This window comes from Pseudomonas sp. nanlin1, from assembly GCF_045571515.1.
In the GTDB taxonomy this organism is placed as follows: domain Bacteria; phylum Pseudomonadota; class Gammaproteobacteria; order Pseudomonadales; family Pseudomonadaceae; genus Aquipseudomonas.
Genome location: NZ_CP124218.1, coordinates 977,460 through 997,797, shown reverse-complemented (window position 1 = coordinate 997,797; position 20,338 = coordinate 977,460). Strand labels below are relative to the sequence as shown.

18 protein-coding genes and 2 pseudogenes are annotated in these 20,338 nt (G+C 60.1%); 17 read left to right on the top strand and 3 right to left on the bottom strand.

Features of this window, described 5'->3' with window-relative positions; translation table 11 throughout:
* The first annotated feature begins 16 nt into the window (after window positions 1-16).
* The 4 genes and pseudogenes from algG to QCL65_RS04675 all read left to right on the top strand — a co-directional run.
* Complete coding sequence (gene algG, locus QCL65_RS04690; protein ID WP_407315132.1) at window positions 17-1,615, top strand: mannuronan 5-epimerase AlgG; 1,599 nt, start codon at window positions 17-19, stop codon at window positions 1,613-1,615.
* Window positions 1,616-1,626: 11 nt separating this feature from the next.
* Window positions 1,627-3,081, top strand: coding sequence for an alginate O-acetyltransferase (locus QCL65_RS04685; RefSeq protein ID WP_407315131.1), 1,455 nt, complete (start codon window positions 1,627-1,629; stop codon window positions 3,079-3,081).
* An 8-nt stretch (window positions 3,082-3,089) separates the two neighbouring features.
* A complete protein-coding gene (locus QCL65_RS04680) occupies window positions 3,090-4,211 on the top strand; it encodes a mannuronate-specific alginate lyase (protein WP_407315130.1) in 1,122 nt (373 codons plus the stop codon).
* Between the two features lie 140 nt (window positions 4,212-4,351).
* A pseudogene (locus tag QCL65_RS04675) lies at window positions 4,352-5,416 on the top strand (MBOAT family O-acyltransferase); the annotation flags it as partial.
* Between the two features lie 179 nt (window positions 5,417-5,595).
* Here the strand turns inward: QCL65_RS04675 and QCL65_RS04670 are convergent.
* A pseudogene (locus QCL65_RS04670) lies at window positions 5,596-5,667 on the bottom strand (hypothetical protein); the annotation flags it as partial.
* Between the two features lie 246 nt (window positions 5,668-5,913).
* Between QCL65_RS04670 and QCL65_RS04665 the strand changes: the two are divergent.
* From QCL65_RS04665 to QCL65_RS04615, 11 genes are all read left to right on the top strand, one after another.
* Window positions 5,914-7,059 carry an alginate O-acetyltransferase gene (locus QCL65_RS04665; protein WP_407315129.1) on the top strand — a complete coding sequence of 382 codons (1,146 nt, stop codon included), beginning with the start codon at window positions 5,914-5,916 and terminating at the stop codon, window positions 7,057-7,059.
* A gap of 36 nt (window positions 7,060-7,095) precedes the next feature.
* Window positions 7,096-7,764: an alginate O-acetyltransferase AlgF gene (locus QCL65_RS04660; RefSeq protein ID WP_407315128.1), complete on the top strand. Its 669-nt coding sequence runs from the start codon at window positions 7,096-7,098 to the stop codon at window positions 7,762-7,764.
* A 102-nt stretch (window positions 7,765-7,866) separates the two neighbouring features.
* A complete protein-coding gene (locus QCL65_RS04655; RefSeq protein ID WP_407315127.1) occupies window positions 7,867-9,318 on the top strand; it encodes a mannose-1-phosphate guanylyltransferase/mannose-6-phosphate isomerase in 1,452 nt (483 codons plus the stop codon).
* A 183-nt stretch (window positions 9,319-9,501) separates the two neighbouring features.
* Window positions 9,502-9,966, top strand: coding sequence for a multidrug transporter (locus QCL65_RS04650; protein ID WP_407315126.1), 465 nt, complete (start codon window positions 9,502-9,504; stop codon window positions 9,964-9,966).
* Window positions 9,967-10,080: 114 nt separating this feature from the next.
* The gene (locus QCL65_RS04645; RefSeq protein WP_407315125.1) at window positions 10,081-11,013 is read left to right on the top strand and encodes a LysR family transcriptional regulator; all 933 of its coding nucleotides are present in this window, start codon (window positions 10,081-10,083) and stop codon (window positions 11,011-11,013) included.
* 88 nt (window positions 11,014-11,101) lie between these two features.
* Entirely contained in the window at window positions 11,102-12,076 is a 975-nt protein-coding gene (locus QCL65_RS04640; RefSeq protein ID WP_407315124.1) for a 2-hydroxyacid dehydrogenase, read from the top strand.
* A gap of 181 nt (window positions 12,077-12,257) precedes the next feature.
* On the top strand, window positions 12,258-12,764 hold the full coding sequence (locus tag QCL65_RS04635) for a sigma-70 family RNA polymerase sigma factor (RefSeq protein WP_407315123.1): 507 nt from the start codon (window positions 12,258-12,260) through the stop codon (window positions 12,762-12,764).
* A complete protein-coding gene (locus QCL65_RS04630) occupies window positions 12,761-13,741 on the top strand; it encodes a DUF4880 domain-containing protein (protein ID WP_407315122.1) in 981 nt (326 codons plus the stop codon). Before QCL65_RS04635 ends, QCL65_RS04630 begins: the two co-directional genes overlap by 4 nt.
* A 102-nt stretch (window positions 13,742-13,843) precedes the next feature.
* Window positions 13,844-16,189 (top strand): TonB-dependent Fe(3+) dicitrate receptor FecA, encoded by a 2,346-nt coding sequence (fecA, locus tag QCL65_RS04625; RefSeq protein WP_407315121.1) that lies wholly within the window; start codon window positions 13,844-13,846, stop codon window positions 16,187-16,189.
* 203 nt (window positions 16,190-16,392) lie between these two features.
* Window positions 16,393-16,803: an HPF/RaiA family ribosome-associated protein gene (locus QCL65_RS04620; RefSeq protein ID WP_407315120.1), complete on the top strand. Its 411-nt coding sequence runs from the start codon at window positions 16,393-16,395 to the stop codon at window positions 16,801-16,803.
* Window positions 16,804-17,026: 223 nt separating this feature from the next.
* On the top strand, window positions 17,027-17,347 hold the full coding sequence (locus QCL65_RS04615) for a DUF3509 domain-containing protein (RefSeq protein ID WP_407315119.1): 321 nt from the start codon (window positions 17,027-17,029) through the stop codon (window positions 17,345-17,347).
* Window positions 17,348-17,363: 16 nt separating this feature from the next.
* Here the strand turns inward: QCL65_RS04615 and QCL65_RS04610 are convergent, their stop codons facing one another.
* Window positions 17,364-17,837: a phosphate-starvation-inducible protein PsiE gene (locus QCL65_RS04610; protein ID WP_407315118.1), complete on the bottom strand. Its 474-nt coding sequence runs from the start codon at window positions 17,835-17,837 to the stop codon at window positions 17,364-17,366.
* Between the two features lie 275 nt (window positions 17,838-18,112).
* Between QCL65_RS04610 and QCL65_RS04605 the strand changes: the two genes are divergently transcribed.
* Complete coding sequence (locus QCL65_RS04605; protein ID WP_407315117.1) at window positions 18,113-18,379, top strand: YebG family protein; 267 nt, start codon at window positions 18,113-18,115, stop codon at window positions 18,377-18,379.
* Here QCL65_RS04605 and QCL65_RS04600 read toward each other — a convergent pair.
* Window positions 18,376-19,395: a Leu/Phe/Val dehydrogenase gene (locus QCL65_RS04600; protein ID WP_407315116.1), complete on the bottom strand. Its 1,020-nt coding sequence runs from the start codon at window positions 19,393-19,395 to the stop codon at window positions 18,376-18,378. The genes QCL65_RS04605 and QCL65_RS04600 overlap by 4 nt on opposite strands.
* 135 nt (window positions 19,396-19,530) lie before the next feature.
* On the opposite strand from QCL65_RS04600, the gene QCL65_RS04595 reads away from it, so the two are divergent.
* Window positions 19,531-20,337: a transglutaminase family protein gene (locus QCL65_RS04595; protein WP_407315115.1), complete on the top strand. Its 807-nt coding sequence runs from the start codon at window positions 19,531-19,533 to the stop codon at window positions 20,335-20,337.
* The last annotated feature ends 1 nt before the right edge of the window (window position 20,338 follow it).

Here is a 20,338-nt window from a genome sequence, read left to right as displayed (position 1 = left end):
AATGGAGTGCGATGAGATGAGTAATCTACTGAGCAATGGGCATAAGTTTCCGGGCCTCGCCGCCCTGGCCAGCGCTTTGCTGTTGGCCAGCGGCATGGCCCTGGCCAATACTGCTCCGGCACCGGCGGCTAGCGAAAAAGCGCCGACCGTTGCCAAGGGCCTGCAGAAGGCCCAGACCTACACGGTCACCAGCGCCCCCATCGAGCCGCTGAACCTGGAAGCGCCGAAACTGCCCGACCTCAGCGGCTATACCGCTGCGGCCGTGCAAACCAAGATCGACCGCCGTCAACACGGCAAGGTCTCGGTACGGCGCATGCTGCAGGAAGACGTGCTGAAGGAATTTATCGGCGGTAACAACCGCATGGCCGAATGGGTCGTGCGCCAGCGCGGTATCCCGCAAGCCATCTTCGTCGACGACGGCCATGTCAACCTCAAGGAAGTCGCCAAGGCTCAGCCCAAGTACCTGCGGGAAGTGGAGCCAGGCGTCTATCTGGCCAAACTGCCCATCGTGGTGGGGCGCAAAGGTATCCTGGAGATCGATAAACAAACCAAAGAGCTGCGCCTGTCCCAGGAAAGCGGTTCGTTTATCGTCAACGATAACAAGCTGTTCGTCACCGATACCAAAGTGACCGGCTGGCGTGAGGCGAGCAACGGCCCGTCGACGTTCAAGACGCCCAACGAATTCCGCCCGTTCCTGCTGTCCTGGGGTGGCACCGAGACTTACATCGTCAACACCAAGATGGCGAGCTTTGGCTACAACCAGAGTAAGTCATACGGCGTGAGTATTTCCCAGTACACGCCGAACATGACCAAGCAGATGGGCCGCTCCGAGCCCACTGGCTGGATCATCGGTTCGGAGTTCTCGGACATGTGGTACGGCTTCTATTGCTATGAAACCAGCGACTTCGTGGTTAAGAGCAATACCTACCGCGACAACATCATTTACGGCATCGACCCCCACGACCGCTCGCACCGGCTGATCATCGCCGACAACGACGTGTACGGGACCAAGAAAAAACACGGGATCATTGTTTCCCGTGAGGTGAACGACAGCTGGATCATCAATAACCGCAGCCATGACAACAAGTTGTCCGGCGTGGTCATCGACCGTAACAGCGTTAACAACCTGATCGCCTACAACGAGATTTATCGCAACCACACCGACGGCATCACCCTGTACGAAAGCGGCGATAACCTGATCTGGGGCAACAAGGTGATCAGCAACCAGCGCCACGGCATTCGTATTCGCAACAGCGTGAACATTCGGCTGTACGAGAACGTCTCGATGGCCAACGGCCTGACCGGTTTGTACGGGCACATCAAAGACCTGAGCGATACCGACCGCAACATCGAGCTGGACCCCTTCGACGCCGAAGTGTCGATGATCGTGGTCGGCGGTGAACTGGCCGGCAACGGCACGGGCCCGCTGTCCATCGACTCACCCTTGAGCGTTGAGTTGTATCGCGTATCGATGCTGGCACCGACCAAGAGCAGCGGCATTACCTTCAACGGTGTGCTCGGCGACCGTCAGGAAGAAATCCTCGACTTGCTGGTGCGCCAGCAGAAAGCCGTGTTGATCGACCCTGTCGAAAGCCAAGTCGAAATGAAGGACTGAGGACCATATTCATGCACCCGAAATTGATCAAACTACTCAGCCTGTCCGGTTTGGCCGCAGCGATCCTCGCCGCCAGCGGCACTGCCCGCGCCGCTGACGTACAAGCGCCGACGTTCACTGCGCAGCCGTGCTGCAACCTGTGCCCCGCCGCTGCCGATGCAAAAAACTACGTCAGCCGCTACCAGCAGAACTTCACGACCCTGGTACAGGCCCAGGGCGATTGGCTGTTCCGTACCCAGGAAGACTTGCGTACCGAGTTCGACACTACCCCCGAAGGCTATCGGCGCATGAAGCAACTGCACGATGCGTTCAAGAGCAAGGGCGTTGAACTGGTTGTGGTGTACCAGCCGACCCGTGGCCTGGTAAACCGCGAGATGCTCAGCCCGGAAGAAAAGGCCTCGTACGATTACGACAAAGCCCTGCGTAATTACAAAGCGATGCTCGGCCGTTTCGAGAAAATGGGTTATTCGGTCGCCGACCTCTCGCCATTGACCGACGAGAAACTGCCGGCCGATCAGAAAGGCCATGATTTCTACTTCCGCGGTGACCAGCACTGGACGCCTTACGGCGCCGAGCGTGCAGCGCGCATCGTAGCGGCGAAGATCAAGACCCTGCCTGAATTTGCAAACATCCCGAAACAAGAATACGAGACCAAAGTATCCGGACGGATGGGTAAGACCGGAACATTACACAATATGGCCGGTCAGTTGTGCGGGACCAGCTATGCGATCCAGTACATGGACCAGTTCACCACCGAGCCTAAGGGCGTGGCCGGTGACGGCGACCTGTTCGGTGAATCCGGTAACCCGGAAATCACCCTGGTCGGTACCAGTCACAGTGGTAAGAACTACAACTTCGCCGGCTTCCTGCAACAGTACATGGGGGCGGACATTCTCAACGTAGCGTTCCCCGGCGGTGGTTTGGAAGGCGCCATGATCCAGTATCTGGGCAGTGAGGAATTCCAAAAGAGCCCGCCGAAGATCCTGGTTTGGGAGTTCTCCCCGCTGTACCGCTTGGACCAGGAAACCATTTTCCGCCAGATGATGGCGCTGCTGGACAACGGCTGTGAGGGCAAGACCGCCGAGCTGAGCGCCCAGACATCGCTCAAACCGGGCAAGAACGAAGTGCTGGTCAATGGTCGCAATGGTCTGAAAGACCTGCGTAACGGCAACCATCAGATCGATGTGCAATTCGAAGATAAATCGGTCAAGACCCTGCAAGCCACCCTCTGGTACCTCAACGGGCGCCACGAGGACCTGAAAATCGAGAAACCGGAAACATCAGATACTGACGGGCGTTTCGCCTTTGAGTTGCGCGATGACCAGGACTGGGCAGGGCAAACCCTGCTGGCCATGGAGATTCAAGGTCCTGAAGCGGGCACCGCGCCACAGAAAGTCGAAGCGAAAGTATGCAAACGCAACGTTTTCCCCGGCGTCACGCAGCACACCGCGCAAGCCGGGCTATGAGGCTAATCATGCAGACTTCAGGCAAAACCGTTCGACAAATGCTAGCCCCTACCCTGCTCGCCCTGGCCATGTTCGGCCCGGCCGCGCAGGCAGCGGGCCTGGTACCCCCACCGGGCTATACCGCCGGCGTGGAAAAGGTCAAAACCGGTGAAAACAATTTCACCTGCGAGGCCGTACCGAAGCCGTACACCGACAGTCTGCAATTTCGCAGTAAATATGAGGGTTCTGATAAAGCCCGGGCCACGCTGAACGTTAAATCCGAACAAGCGTTCCGCGATGCCACTAAAGACATCACCACGATGGAGCGTGGCATCAGCAAGATGGTCATGCAGTACATGCGTGACGGTCGCCCAGAGCAGATCGATTGTGCGCTGAACTGGATGGACACGTGGGCTCAGGCCGGGGCGCTGGAGTCTACCGACTTCAACCACACCGGTAAGTCGATGCGTAAATGGGCGTTGGGCAGTATGTCTTCCGCCTACCTGCGCTTGAAGTTCGGCGCGGGCCAGGCATTGGCCCAACATCCTGAGCAAGCCCAGCGCATCGAGGGATGGTTCAGCAAACTCGCCGACCAGACCGTCAGCGACTGGAGCAACCTGCCGCTGGAAAAAATCAACAACCACTCGTACTGGGCAGCTTGGTCGGTCATGGCCACGGCCGTGGTCACCGACCGTCGCGACCTGTTCGATTGGGCGATCAAGGAATACCGCGTAGCGGCCAACCAGATCGATGCGCAGGGTTTCCTGCCCAACGAAATGAAGCGTAAGCAACGCGCGCTGGCTTACCACAACTATGCCCTGCCGCCGCTGACGATGATTGCCAGCTTCGCCCAGGTCAACGGCGTGGATGTGCGCCCGGAAAACAACGGCGCCTTGCAACGCCTTGGCCAGATGGTGCTCAAGGGCGCCAAGGACCCTGAGATCGTCAAGGACCGTAACGGCGAGAAGCAGAACATGGATGACCTGGAAGTGGAGAGCAAATGGGCGTGGCTGGAACCCTACTGCCAGCTCTACACCTGCCCGCCCGACGTGGTCGAGCGCAAGCGTGAAGGCCAGCCGTTCAAGACGTTCCGCCTCGGTGGCGACTTGACCCGAGTATTTGACCCCGCCCATGACAAAGGCGGTAGCTAAGAACGAGCCTGGCAGGTGGCTACGGGCGCCTGCCAACGCTTGAAGCTGGAACGTTGGATGTGATGAAACCACCCCATTTCAATGGGGGGGTTGGGGGGGGCTTGGCCCCTGGACTGAAGTTTTAACACGGAGAGATCGGGATGGTTTTCTCATCCAATGTGTTTTTGTTCTTGTTCTTGCCGATCTTTCTCGGCTTGTACTACCTGAGCGGAAACCGTTATCGCAACCTGCTGTTGCTGATTGCAAGTTATGTGTTCTACGCCTGGTGGCGTGTGGACTTCCTCGCGCTGTTCGCGGGCGTCACCGTGTGGAACTACTGGATCGGCCTGAAGGTGGGTGCCGCCGGCGTGCGGACCAAACCGGCGCAGCGTTGGCTGTTGCTTGGGGTGGTGGTCGACCTGTGCATCCTGGGTTACTTCAAGTACGCCAACTTCGGCGTCGACAGCATCAACGCGATCATGACGTCGTACGGTCTCGAACCGTTCATCCTCACCCATATTCTGCTGCCGATCGGTATCTCGTTCTACGTGTTCGAGTCCATCAGCTACATCATCGACGTGTACCGTGGTGATACCCCCGCGACCCGCAACCTGATCGACTTTGCAGCGTTCGTGGCGATCTTCCCCCACTTGATTGCCGGCCCCGTGCTGCGCTTCAAAGACCTCGCTGATCAGTTCAACAACCGTACGCATACCTTGGACAAATTCTCCGAGGGTGCCACCCGGTTTATGCAAGGCTTCATCAAGAAGGTGTTTATCGCCGACACCCTCGCCGTGGTCGCCGACCACTGCTTCGCCCTGGAGAACCCCACCACCGGGGACGCCTGGCTGGGTGCATTGGCCTACACCGCACAGTTGTACTTCGACTTCTCCGGCTATAGCGACATGGCCATCGGTTTGGGCCTGATGATGGGCTTCCGCTTCATGGAGAACTTCAAGCAGCCGTACATCAGCCAGTCGATCACCGAGTTCTGGCGGCGCTGGCACATCAGCCTGTCGACCTGGTTGCGTGACTACCTGTACATCACCCTGGGCGGCAACCGCGGCGGCACCCTCAAGACCTACCGCAACCTGTTCCTGACCATGCTGCTCGGCGGCCTGTGGCACGGTGCTAACTGGACCTACATCATCTGGGGTGCCTGGCATGGTGCCTGGCTGGCCATCGAAAAAGCCCTGGGCATCAACACCACGCCACGGGCGCTGAACCCGATTCGCTGGGCGCTGACGTTCCTTCTGGTGGTGATGGGCTGGGTGATTTTCCGCGCAGAAAACCTGCACGTTGCCGGTCGTATGTACGGCGCCATGTTCAGCTTCGGTGAATGGGGCCTGTCGGAACTCAACCGCGCCAACCTCACTGGCCTGCAAGTGGCGACCCTGGTCGTTGCCTATGCCACCCTGGCCTTCTTTGGCCTGCGTGACTTGTACACCAACCCACCCAAGCCCAAGGCCAAAACCGAAGTGGCAGAAGCCGATGGCCCTGCGACCGCACAACCTGGCCTGTACCGCGCAACGCCCGGTGACCAGCCTAATGTGTTGGCGGCCCACGCCCAGGGTCACCAGGTGCAAGCCTCGTACTGGACGGTCGATTGGTCGCGTTATGTGATGCGTGCCCTGGTTCTGCTGCTGTTCGTGGCTTCGATTCTGAAGCTCTCGGCACAAAGCTTCTCGCCATTCCTTTACTTCCAGTTCTGAGCGAGCCGACCATGACCCGAACATTACGCATCTTCTACATCGCGATCTTCCTGGCCCTGCTGTTGTGCCTGGGCCTGTGGTCGCTGGGCAGCTTCGGCAGCTTCAGCCGTACCGAGCAGATGACCGTGCTCAACGGCAAGCTGGCCAAGGCGGTAGAAACCCATTACGACGATGAGTTTCCGATCAAACGCCTGGGTACTAACCTCTGGGCCGCCCTGGACTACAAGCTGTTCAACGAAGGCCGCCCGGGCGTCGTGCTCGGCCGCGACCAGTGGCTGTTCAGCGATGAGGAATTCAACCCCATCGCCAAGAGCGAGCAGTACGAAGCGGAAAACCTGGCGATCATCAAAGGCGTCCAGGAACAGCTGAAGAAACAAGGCGTGCAACTGGTGCTGGCGATCCTGCCGGCCAAGGCCCGACTCTACCCTGAGCATATCGGTGAAGAAGCGCCTGCCAGCCTGCACGCTGACCTCTACCAGCAGTTCCATGCCCAGGTGCAACAGGCCGGGATTATCGCGCCAGACCTGCTAGCGCCCATGCAGCAGGGCAAGAACGCTGCCCAGATGTTCCTGCGCACCGACACCCACTGGACGCCCATGGGCGCCGAAGTGGTCGCGCAGAACCTGGGCAAGACCATTGCCGAAAAAACCCCGCTCAGCGGTGAGCCACAGAAGTACGTGACTGAAGCCAAACCGGCGGAGCCCTACAAAGGCGACCTGACCACCTTCCTGCCGCTGGACCCGCTGTTCACTAACCTGCTGCCACAGCCGGATCAACTGCAACAGCGCACCACCACCGCAGCCCAGGCTGACGGTGAAGGTGGCGATGCGTTGTTCGCCGACAGCGAGATCCCGGTGGCCTTGGTCGGCACCAGTTATAGCGCCAACCCGCACTGGAATTTTGTCGGTGCCTTGCAACAAGCGCTGCATAGCGATGTCGTTAACTACGCAGAAGATGGACACGGTCCGATCGTGCCAATGCTCAAGTATCTGCAAACCGACGCGTTCAAGAATAGCGCGCCGCAGGTGCTGATCTGGGAGTTCCCGGAACGCTACCTGCCGATGAAAAACGATCTGAGCGAATTCGACCCAACCTGGATTTCGCAACTGAAGAATTCCAGCAATCAACAGAACCTGGCCGTTGGCCAAAACCACTGATACGTCTTCGGACGGAAACAGAGAGGAAACTAAATAATGACTTCGATGATGAACCTTCGCCGTACTGCTGCCACCCGTCTCGCCAAAGCCTGCGCCCTGGCCGCTGGCATGAGCCTGCTGTCGGTCCCGGCCTTCGCCGGCGACGCTGCCCTGTACGGCCCAACCGCCCCGAAAGGCTCGACCTTCGTGCGCGTGTACAACGCCTCCAACCAGGAAATCAGCGCCAGCGTGGGTAACACCAACATGGCCGAAATCGCTCCGATGGGCAGCAGCGACTTCAGCTTCATGCCCCAGGGCGACTACAGCGCCAAGCTGGGCAGCAAGACCGTACCGGTGAAGCTGGCTTCGGACCACTACTACACCCTGGTCAACAACACCGCTGGCCAGCCACAACTGGTGGAAGAGCCGCCGTTCAAGAACAAGCAAAAGTCGCTGGTCCGCGTACAGAACCTGAGCGACAAAGCGCTGACCCTGAAAACTGCCGACGGTAAAACCGACGTGGTCAAAGAGGTTGCGGCCAAGGGCCGTGGCGAGCGCGAAATCAACCCCGTGAAAGTGAGCCTGGCGTTGTACCAGGGCGACAAGAAAGTCAGCGACCTGAAACCCGTTGCGCTTGAGCGCGGTGAAGCCGCTGTGCTGTACGTCACCGGTGAAGGCAGCAGCCTCTCGCCAGTGTGGGTCAAGCGCCCTGTGTCGACGCGCTAAGAACTGGGCTCGGCCGCCTTCGGGCGGCCGACATGGAATAAGAACAAGACAGAAACGGCAATAACAGCAGTCAACCCATTTTAGAAATCTTGGAGAAACAACATGATTCCGGTGATCTTGTCAGGTGGTAGTGGCTCACGTCTGTGGCCGCTTTCGCGCAAGCAATTCCCTAAGCAATTCCTCGCCCTGACCGGCGAACACACCCTCTTCCAGCAAACGCTCAAGCGCTTGGTGTTCGAAGGCATGGACCAACCGATCGTGGTCTGCAACAAAGACCACCGTTTTATCGTCAACGAGCAACTGGCCAACCTGAAACTGGAATGCCAGGGCATCCTGATGGAACCCTTCGGCCGCAACACCGCCCCAGCCGTCGCCCTGGCCGCTATGAAGCTGGTCAATGAAGGCCGCGACGACCTGATGCTGGTGCTGCCCGCCGACCACGTGATCGAAGACCAGAAAGCCCTGCAGCGCGCCCTGGCCCTGGCCACCGTGGCCGCCGAGCGTGGCGAGATGGTGCTGTTCGGTATTCCGGCGACCCGTCCAGAAACCGGCTACGGCTACATCAAGTCGACCAACGATGCCTTGCTGCCTGAAGGCGTGAGCCGCGTTTCGCATTTCGTCGAAAAACCTGACGAAAAACGCGCTGCCGAATTCGTCGATGCCGGCGGTTACTTCTGGAACAGCGGCATGTTCCTGTTCCGCGCCAGCCGCTTCCTGGAAGAGCTGAAAAAGCACGATCCGGACATCTACGACAACTGCATGCTGACCCTCGAGCGCAGCAAGCACGATGGCGATGCCATTGAAATCGACGAAGCCACTTTCGCCTGCTGCCCAGACAACTCCATCGACTACGCCGTGATGGAAAAAACCCAACGCGCCTGCGTCGTGCCGTTGAGCGCTGGCTGGAGCGACGTCGGTTGCTGGGCTTCGCTGTGGGACGTGCACGCCAAAGATGCCAACGGCAACGTGGCCAAAGGCGACGTGGTGATTCAAGACAGCCGCAACTGCATGATCCATGGCAACGGCAAGCTGGTCTCGGTGATCGGTCTGGACAACATCGTTGTGGTCGAAACCAAAGACGCCATGATGATTGCCCACAAAGACAAGGTGCAGGGCGTCAAGCAGATGGTCGCCACCTTGAACGAACAAGGCCGTAGCGAAACCCAGACTCACTGTGAAGTTTACCGTCCTTGGGGTTCTTATGACTCCGTCGACATGGGTGGCCGCTTCCAGGTCAAACACATCTCGGTCAAACCGGGCGCCTGCCTGTCGCTGCAGATGCACCACCACCGTGCCGAGCACTGGATCGTGGTATCGGGCACCGCCGAGGTGACCTGTGACGAGAACGTGTTCCTGCTCACCGAGAACCAGTCGACCTACATCCCGATCGCCTCGGTCCACCGCTTGCGCAACCCAGGCAAGATCCCGTTGGAAATCATCGAAGTTCAGTCTGGCAGCTACCTCGGTGAAGACGATATCGAGCGCTTCGAAGACATCTACGGCCGCTCGACCCCGGTCGAACGTGGCGTGTCGGTGAAGACCATCGCTCAGTAAGTCGGTAACGCAATAACCGCAAGGTTTTGCAAGGCCTCAAGGCTTGCCCACCGCGTCCCCTATCCGCGGTGGGTTGGCCAGGGGCCTTTTTTTTGGCAACCGATAAGGTGAAACGAAAAGCCTGGGTGCCAAACCGCACCATTGGTTAGGATGGAGGCTCACTTTCTCCAAGAGTCTGGTGCGATGTTCGTCGGCGTACTGCTTGTCCTGACCTGGCTGGTCCTGCTCATCCGCTACCCCGCCAAAGCCCTGCCCATTTCCCTGGCCGCGCTGCTTGGCCTAGGCCTCGTGGGCCTGTGGGTGGCCTGGATGGATACCCGCGAAAATCAGCAACTGGCCCGCCTGGAACTGCGCCTGACCTACCAGCCGCAAACCTGCCCGGCCGACCGCCCGCTGAGCGTCACCTTGAAAAACGGCAACCCTGTGCCCCTTACCGAACTGCAATGGCAGGTCGCTGCCTACGCCCCAGGCGCTACCGCCAACCTCTCCCAAGACCTCTACTCTGCCCCACGCTACCGCGGCCCCGGTGTGCTGCAACCCGGCGCCAGCTGGCAGGAGTGCGTGCCCCTGCCCAGCCTGCGCCCAGGTTACCGGCCGCAAACCCTGGATTTTCGCGCGGAACGGGTGCAGGGGAGTTTTTCGGGGTGAGGGAGGTTGGCGCGCATCATGAATCTTCATTACAAAACCTGAGAGAATCCCCCGTCCAGCGCAGACGGCATTGTCGCTTCATGCGACAATTTTGCATCTATCTCGAGAATGCCCATGGACACTCTGCAAAACATGCGCGCTTTCAGTTGCGTGGCCGAAGCGGGTAGCTTTACCGCCGCCGCTGCGCAGCTCGACACCACCACAGCTAACGTATCGCGGGCGGTGTCCAACCTTGAAGCCCATTTGCAAACCCGTTTGCTCAACCGCACCACCCGGCGCATTGCCCTGACAGAAGCGGGTAAGCGCTATTTGCTGCGCTGCGCGCAGATCCTGGCCTATGTCGAAGAGGCCGAGGCCGAGGCCAGCGATGCCCACGCGCGGCCCTCAGGGCAGTTGAAAGTGCACACCATGACCGGCATCGGCCAGCATTTCGTGATCGATGCCATCGCCCGCTACCGCAAGAGCCACCCCGACGTGACCTTCGACCTGACCCTGGCCAACCGCGTGCCAGACATGCTCGACGAAGGCTATGACGTGTCGATCGTGCTGGCCACTGAATTGCCCGACTCCGGTTTCGTGTCCCAGCGCCTGGGGATCACCTACAGCATCGTTTGCGCCTCGCCCGAATACGTCAACGCCAACGGCCTGGCGCGCCGCCCCGCTGAACTGCTGCAGCATGCCTGCCTGCGGTTGGTCAGCCCAGTGGTGCAATTGGAGAAATGGACGTTCGATGGGCCCAATGGGCCGGAGACCGTCAACATCCAGGAGGCGCCCTTTCAGGTCAATTCCGCCGATGCCATGAAGACCGCCATCCGCAGCGGCATGGGCATTGGCGTGCTACCGATCTACGCCGCCATCGATGGCCTGCGCAACGGCACATTGGTGCGGGTGTTGCCGGAGTACCGTCTACAGGAGCTGAACCTGTATGCGATCTACCCTTCTCGGCAATACCTGGATGCAAAGATCAAAACATGGGTGGAATACCTGCGCGGCTCACTACCGGACCTGCTGGCCGCCCATGAGGTGGACCTGGGCAAAACCCAGTAGCCCCAGGGTTGTTCATCGCCTGGTTTGTGCCTCGCGGCTGAGAATGATAGCGTGCTTACATTCCCTGCGAACCGTCGAGCACCTTCCAATGAAAAAAACTGTACTCGCTTTTAGCCGCATCACCCCTGCCATGGTCGAGCAATTGCAGGGGGAATTCGAAGTCATCGTGCCAGACCCCAAACACGGTGATGTCGCCCAACAGTTCGATGAAGCGCTACCACGTGCCCATGGCCTGATCGGCGCCGGCCGCCCCCTGGGCCGGGAACAACTGGCCGCGGCCACGCAGTTGCAGGTGGTTTCCAGCGTTTCGGTGGGTTACGACAACTACGCTGTGGACTACTTCAATGAGCGCGGCATCATGCTCACCAATACCCCCGACGTGCTCACGGAAAGCACCGCCGACCTGGGTTTTTCATTGATCATGAGCAGCGCCCGCCGCATTGCCGAGCTGGATGCCTGGACCAAAGCAGGCCAATGGAAAGCCAGCATCCCCCCTGCCCTGTTCGGCAGCGACGTGCATGGCAAAACCTTGGGCATCGTGGGCATGGGCAATATCGGCGCGGCCATCGCCCGCCGCGGCCACTTGGGCTTCAATATGCCGATTCTGTACAGCGGCAACAGCCGCAAGGCTGACCTGGAAGCCGAATTGGACGCACGCTTTCGCAGCCTGCCGGAACTGCTCGCTGAAGCCGATTTCGTCTGCCTGGTGGTGCCATTGAGCGAAAAAACCAAGCACCTGATCGGCGCCGAACAGCTACGCCAGATGAAACCCAGCGCGTTCCTGATCAATATCTCCCGAGGCCCGGTAGTGGATGAGGCCGCACTGATCGAGGCACTGCGCGCCGGCACCATTCGCGGCGCCGGGTTAGACGTTTACGAAAAGGAACCCCTGGCCGATTCGCCGCTGTTCCAACTCCCCAACGCCGTGACCCTGCCGCACATCGGTTCAGCCACCACGCAAACCCGCGAAGCCATGGCCAACCGTGCCATCCAGAACCTCACCAGCGCCCTGCGCGGCGAGCGCCCACAAGACCTGGTCAACCCGCAGGTTTATAAGGCCTAAAAAGCTCGGCCAAGACCCCTGCCCCGTAGGAGGGGCCTTGGCCCCGATCTCTTTAGGCCTTGGCCCCGATCTTTTTAATGCATACAAACGGATACAAGAAGATTGCCGACAACCCACGCCGCCCCTATAATGCGAACAATTCTTATTCTGTTGCGCATTCCATGGCGCCGGAGCGTTCGCGGTGCCACATGCCAGCCTTGAAGCCTCGCGCCTTGTCGAGGGCCTCTACCTAGACCATCGCAATTGGCTGACCGCCTGGCTGCGCAGCAAACTCGGCTGCCCCCATAGCGCGGCTGACCTGGCCCAAGATACCTTCATGCGCCTGCTCAGCGCCCGCGAAACGCCCGCCCAGGTGCACGAGCCACGGGCGTTCCTGACCACCGTCGCCAAACGCGTCCTGTTCAACCATTATCGCCGCCAAGACCTGGAACGGGCTTACTTGGAGGCCTTGGCGCAACTGCCGGAACCGCTGGTCCCGTCGGAAGAGCACCGGGCGATCATTTTGCAAACGCTGATGGAGCTCGACCGCTTGCTCGACGGCTTGCCGGTCAAGGTCAAGCGCGCGTTTTTGCTAGCCCAGGTGGATGGCCTCAGCTACGGCCAGATCGCCCAGGAATTGGGGATCTCTGTGGCGACGGTCAAGCGCCACCTGAACAAAGCAGCCTTACGCTGTTACTTCGCCCTGTGAACAGCTCGGCGCAGCCCCTCAATGGGCCAGGTTTTTCCAACCAAGTGGCTGAGCAGGCCGTGCATTGGCTGGTCGAGATGCAAGGTGGCGCACTGAGTGCGCGTCAGCATCAAGACTGGCAGCACTGGCTCAACGCACACCCTGAGCATCAGCGCGCCTGGGAGCACATTCAGCGGGTTAATCAGCGCTTGCGCGGGCTGTCCCCGGCCCTGGCCCATGGCACCCTGGAAGCGCCACGAGGGCCAGGCCGTCGTCGCGTCTTAAAAACCTTGTTGGTGCTCGGCGCGGGCTCGGTGCTTGGCCTGGGCTGGCAACGCCAGGCGGTGTTCACCCCCTTGTTGGCCGACTACCGCAGCTCCGTGGGCGAACGCCAGGTCCACCAGCTCAACGACGGCAGCCAGCTACGCCTTAATACGGGCACGGCGGTAGACGTCCAATTCGATGCCCAACGCCGGCGGATTCGCCTGCTCGAAGGCGAACTGCAACTCACCCTCGCCCCTGACCCGCGACCGCTGCAACTGGTCACCGCGCAAGGCGCCATTGAGGCCCAGGGCCAGGCTCGGCTGAATGTCCGGCAAATGGCAGCCCTGACGCAGGTGGGCTTGATCGCTGGGGAAGCTGACATACGCCCGCAACATTTGCGCGGCTATCCGTTGCTTCTCAAAGCCGGCCAGCAGATGGAGTTTAGCCGCGGCCACTGGGCACAACCCACAGCCCTGGACCCCAACCGCAGCGCCTGGGTGGACGGTATGCTCGTGGCCGCCCACATGCCCCTGGGCGAATTTCTGCAAGAGGTCGCGCGCTACCGGCGGGGCCAGCTGAACTGCGACCCAGCCGTGGCCGGGCTGCTGCTTTCAGGCAGCTACCCGTTGGGCGATACGGATAAGATCCTCGACCTGCTGGAAGTTGCGTTGCCCGTCAAGGCTCGCCGCTTGACCCGCTATTGGGTCAAGTTCGAACCCCGGGCCGCGAGCTGATCCCATCGACTGGCGCACTCGGCAAAAAAAAGTGAGCCGTTTTGCATAGCTCGGGTGACAGAGAGTTAACTCACCTTGACTCTGCGACAGGACAACCCGCCAATGTCACCCCAACTCACCCCACTCGCCCGTTCACTGCGCTGCCTTTTGCTCGGCGCCAGCCTTAGCCTAAGCGCCATACCGCTGGCAGTGGCCGACGACGCCCTCCCGCGCGTCTACCACATCGCACCAGCGTCGCTGGAGAGCGCTTTGAACCAGTTCGGGCGCGAAGCCGGGGTGATGATCTCGTTCGGCTCCCAGGTCACCAGCGGCGTCCAGAGCCGCGGCCTGCAGGGTCAATACACCGCCGAGCAGGGCCTGGCCGCGTTGCTCGAAGGCACCGGCCTGCAAGCCCGGGCCGAAGGCGCGAACGCCTACAGCCTGCAACCGGCTCCAGTGGCCGCCCAGGGGCCGATCGAGCTGGGCACGTCCACCGTGGTCGGCGACTGGCTCGGCACTGCCGATCAAACGCGGGTATTCGACCACGCCGGTGCCCGCGATGTGATCCGCCGCGAAGAGTTCGAGCGCACCGGTGCCACCAGTGCCCGTGAGGTGCTCAACCGCATACCGGGGGTCAATGCGCCGGAGAACAATGGCACCGGCAGCCACGACATGGCGATGAACTTCGGCATTCGTGGGCTCAATCCGCGCCTGGCTTCGCGCTCGACCGTGTTGATGGACGGCATCCCCGTCCCATTCGCTCCCTATGGCCAACCGCAGCTGTCGTTTGCGCCCATCAGCATGGGCAATATGGATGCCGTGGACGTAGTGCGCGGCGGCGGGGCCGTACGCTACGGCCCGCAGAACGTCGGTGGTATCGTTAACTTCGTAACCCGCGCTATCCCCGATGAGCCGACCGTCAAAGGCGGTTTCCAAACCGAAGTCGCGCCTTCATCGAGCCAGGATGGCTTCAAGAAAAGCGCCAACCTGCTGGCTGGTGGCACTGCCGCCAATGGCCTGGGTGGGGCGCTGCTGTACTCCGGCAGCCGCGGTGGCGATTGGCGCGAACACAGCGACAGCCAGATCGACGACCTGATCCTCAAGGGCAAATATCAGATCGACGATGCCAACAGTCTGACCGCGCAAGCCCAGTATTACGAAGGCGAAGCCGATATGCCGGGTGGCCTGAGCGTGGCTGACTACAACGCCGACCGCTTTCAATCGACGCGGCAAAAGGACAGCTTTTGGGGCCGGCGCACCCTGTTCAACGTCGGCTACCGTTATCAAGAGGACGCCCGCGAGTTCACGGTGAACAGCTTTTTCACCAAGACCCTACGCAGTGGCTTTCTCGACCAGGGCACTTTTCTTTCCCTGTCCCCACGGGAATATTGGGTGCGCGGGGTTGAAACGCGTTTCTCCCAAGGTTTTGCGTTGGGTGACAGTCGCCACGAAGTGGGCGTAGGTTACCGCTACGTCAACGAAGCCGGGCACGAGCTGCGCTACCGCGAACCGATCGCCAATAATCAGTTCCCCACCAGCGACAGCCGAAATGACCGAGACACCCGTGGCGCCACCGAGGCCCACGCGTTTTTCATCGATGACCGCATCGACATCGGCCGCTGGACGATCACCCCCGGCATACGTTACGAGATGATCGACACGCAACAGAACAACAACCTGACCCAAGACAAGTATCAGGGCGACTACACCACCGCGTTGCCAGCATTGAACGTGTTGTACCACCTGACCGACAACTGGAACCTGTATGCCAACACCGAGGGCTCCTTTGGCAGCGTGCAGTACAGCCAGATGCCCAACCGCGTGAGTGGCGACGAAGTGAAACCAGAGAAGGCGCGAACCTGGGAAGTCGGCACTCGCTACGATAACGGCGACCTCCAGGCAGAGATCGGCGCCTTCCTGATCAACTTCGATAACCAGTACGACAGCAATCAAACCAACGACACCGTCATTGCCCGTGGCGAAACCCGCCACCAGGGCCTGGAAACCAGCGTCAAGTACGCCCTTGAGGGGCTGGACCCGGCCCTGGCGGGCTTTGACGTGTACGCCACCTATGCATTCGTCGACGCCACCATTCGTGAAGATGGCCCGAACAAGGGCAACCGGGTGCCGTTTTCGTCGAAACACAAAGGCACGTTAGGTGTGGGCTATACCCAAGGCGCATGGAAGCTCAACCTGGACAGCTCGTACCAAAGCGACCAGTTCGCCGACAACGCCAACACCCGCGCCGAGAGCGCCAATGGCAGCACTGGGCGGATACCCGGCTACATGCTGTTCAGCAGCCGCGCGGCCTATGACTTCGGCCCCCAGTTGTCAAACCTGAACGTGGCAGTGGGGGTGAAAAATATCTTCAATCATGAGTACTTCACCCGCTCGTTTGACGACAACAATCGCGGCAAATATGCCGGGCAGCCCCGCACCGTCTACGTGCAGACCAGCGTGGCATTCTGATAGCCATCAACCCCCTTCGCCGCCGTACGTTTGGCGGCGATATTGTTCCCCTGATGGCATGAATTTCCCCTCAGCAATGTGTCGGGATATTTTTATTCAATCAGGGCTTGAATTGTCCGGCCAAGTGCCTGACCTTGTAGTCAAGAGGGCGTGGTTTCCTAGCCAACGACTCTTTTGCGAGCTAGCCGAATAAGGGATGGACTATGCAAATTCAAGTCAACACCGATAACCACATTGAAAGCAGCATACGTCTGGAGGATTGGGTCCGTACCACCGTTGAATCCTCGCTCGATCACTTCGAGGAAGACATCACCCGGGTCGAAGTTCATTTACGCGACGAAAATGGCGACAAGCCAGGCCCTCACGATATGCGCTGCCAAATGGAAGCACGGCCAAAAGGCCATCAACCGATTTCTGTCACGCACAAAGCTGACACCCTGGATCAGGCCGTCGAAGGCGCCGCGACCAAATTGAACAATGCGCTGGAACACATGTTCGGCAAGCTGCGCAGTAAACGCGCGGGAACGAACCAGAATGAAGCAGGAGGCAGCGCCGATGCGCTGCTGGAAGAAGAATTCCTGGAAAACGAGCAGGCGTTGTCCGCCACCAAGTAACACCGGTGTTACACCATGACCCCTATAAAGGCGAGCCAAGCGGCTCGCCTTTTTCATTGGCGCCAAAAAATTTGGTTTTCGGCATGGCCCTTGCTACGGACAATCGGGTGGCAACCCAACATGTTCAGGAAGAAGCCAAAGACCGCCAGTGGTCTGGAGCGGCGAACTAATTGCAGTCACGCCCAGTCAATTGTATGCACGTCTTAACAGCCAGGTACGCGCCATGGATAACCCCTTTCAAACCATCAGCGAAGCGTTTCAACCGGACTACCGCGTGAACCTGAGCATTCAGCGCCTGGACGGCAGCATCATGCTGACCTTGTCCAACCACACGGGCGTGGTCGCCAAGCGCATGCTCAGCGCCGCCCAGCGCAACGACCCCAAGCGCCTCAAACGCCTGATCGAGAGCATCAAGTTCGGCATTGCCATCGAACGTGGCGACAGCGCCATAAAACTGCTCGCGGCCATGACCGACAGCGACAACCCCAAGGTGCTGCTGACGCAGCCCACCAGCACCTGGCCAAGCCCAAGCGCAGGCCTCTAATCGAGGCCCACTGGCCCTAGCGTTCGCTGCTTTCTTTGGAATCGATGGTGAAGTCAGAAATCTTCACCGACGGAAACCGGGAAGATGCATAACGCACCACTAGAATGGCCAGCGCCAGCAGCAATATCCCGCCGCACAGGTAGATAATGCCCAGGTCAGGGGCGTTGTGGTGCGACACATCACCGATCAATAGGCGCGTGAGCGCGGTGATTGCGACGTAGAGCAGGAAGCGGATCGGCATGTGGTTGGTTTTGAAATAAATCCCCACCATCGCCCCCAGCTCCAGGTAGATAAACAGCAGCAGAATATCGTCGACACTCACACTGCCCTTCTCGACCATCCCTAGAAACGCCACCACCGCAGCCCACGCGGTGATCGCGCCGATCCCGAACAGCGCCAAGTAATGGAAAGCCTCCACACACAAGTTGCCCACTGAGTCGGCCTGCGCGTGCAGCGTCCTGCGCAATTTGTCTGGCCATTTGGTTTGCATTTGTCTACTCCTCGACACGATGGATGGGCACGCGGCAGATCATGCCAAAGCGACATTATGGCTGTGTTGCATGCAGAAAAAAGGCCAGCGCCTGATTTGCCAGGGTGGCATGACGTCGCAGCCTAGCGGGTAGCGCCGCTCTTGTGAGCGAGGTTAAGGGACGCGACCTCAGGAAAGGGTTTGCAAGGAGGAGATTTTGCCCTATTATCTAGCTGTATGAATATCCAGTGATTGCTTATAGCCATCCACTACTGCACCTGACGACGAGGCCGAACATGGCTGTTGAAACCCTATATCGCAGTACCCGCGACATGGAGACGACCTTCGTGGACCGTAAACTTGCTGACGCCCATGACCAGATGCTCGAACTCGCCGAGTCCCTGACCGAGGTCTTGCTGAAAAACGTCAAAGGCTTGAGCGAGAAGCACGCCGAAGATGCCAGCATCTACATGGCGAAAAACCGCGCCGTATTCGCGGCAGCGTTCAAGAGCAATGCCAGCGCCCTGGCCGAACTGACTCAAGCGCCCGCCGAAGAAAGCTAAGGCTTGAGTATCCGCTCGGCTAACAGCTCGGCGACCTTGGCAGGGGAACGCTTTTCTGCCTGGGCATGGGCGTAGACTTCGGTCAGGCGCCGGCCAATACGCCCCAGGTGGGCGTGGATCGCCTCAGCCGATTGGCCTTGGTAGCTAAGGGCTGCGTGGATCAAACCACCCGAGTTGATCACATAATCGGGGGCGTACAAGATACCTCGGGCTTCCAACTGGTCGGCCACGTCCAAGCTGCTGAGTTGGTTATTGGCGGCTCCCGCCACGGCCGCGCAGCGCAACTGGGCGACACTTTGGCTATTGAGCACCGCCCCCAGGCCGCAGGGAACGAAAATATCGCACGGCGTTGCGGCCAACGCCTCGCAAGCCACGGGCCGGGCCTGCAACTGCTCCATGGCGCGCTGCACGTTTATCGGGTTCAAATCGCTGACCAGCAGCTCAGCCCCCGCCGCCCTCAAATGTTCGGCTAATGCATAGCCAACATGGCCGAGCCCCTGGATGGCAATGCGCAACCCTTCCAGGTTATCACTGCCCAAGCGCGCCATGGCCGTACTGCGGATGCCGGAGAACACCCCGAGCGCGGTATGCGGGGCCGGGTCACCCACCGCGGTGGTGCTTGTGACATGCTCGGTATGCCGGGCGATGCAGTCCATGTCGGCCGTACAGGTGCCACTCTCGATCGCCGTGATATAGCGACCGTCCAGGCTTTGAATAAAGCGCCCTAGGGCCTCGAACAAAGGCGCGCGGTTGGCCACATGAGCGGGCCTGATCACCACGGCCTTGCCGCCACCAAACGGCAGGCCAGCCAGGGCCGCCTTATAGCTCATGCCGCGGGCGAGGCGGATGGCATCGGCCATGGCGCTGGCGTCATCGGGGTAAGACAGGAAGCGACAGCCGCCCAGGGCCGGGCCGGCCTGGCGATTGTGGATGGCGATCACCGCGCGCAACCCACTGTCGCGGTCGACCACTAAGTGCAGGGCTTCGGTACCAGTGCTTTGCATGAGCGCAAACATCGCAACGCTCCGCGATTATGAGTTCTCTGAGCGTAGCAGCTCATCCCGAACATGCTGACATTTGCTGATACACAAACAGGGACTGGACGAATACCACTGACAGGGCTAAAACATGGGGCTCACGCGGAGATTGCCATGGACCCACGCCAAGCCTGCCTTGCCTGCCTCGAACAGCGCCCTGCGGCGACCTTCGAGGCAGCATTATGGATCGCGGCCGAACACGACCCCTCCGTGCAACCGGCGATCTCCCTGAGCCAACTGCGCGAACTGCAAATGGAGGTCAGCCTGGGGATGCCCCTGCTGCCTGCCGCTGAACTCGCCCAACCGCTGCTGCGCCGTTTGAACACCTTGGGCTTCCAGCAGGAAGAATTCATTCCCCTACGGCCTCAAGTGGCCTTGCTCGACAAGGTCTTGGAGCGCAAGCGCGGGCAGCCGCTGAGCCTGGCCTTGCTGGCCCTGGAGCTGGCTCGGCGTCTGGATATTCCACTGGTCGGGGTCAATTTTCCGGGGCACTTTTTGCTGCGCGTACCCGGGGCCGATCACCAACTCGACCCCTGTGGCGGGCGCCGCCTGTACCCCGCCGACTGCCGCGAACTGCTGACGCGGCAATTTGGTCCCAAACTGCCACTGGCGGCACAACACCTGAATGAGGCCTCACCGCGGCAGATGCTGCAGCGGCTTTCGCGTAATTTACGTGAGTTGCATACCAGCCAGGGCGATGAGATGGGCGCCTTGAAGGATGCCGAACGGGTACTCGAACTGGGCCAGCCAGTGGCCAGCGATTACCTGGCCCGTGCCGGGCTGTATCAGCGCCTGGGTTGCCCCCAGGCAGAACGCTTCGACCTGCAGCATGCACTTATGCTCAGCGATGACCCCCTCCAGCAATTACGCTTGGCCAAGCGCTTGCAGTTACTGCCGCCTTTGTCACCTTCGGTGCACTGAA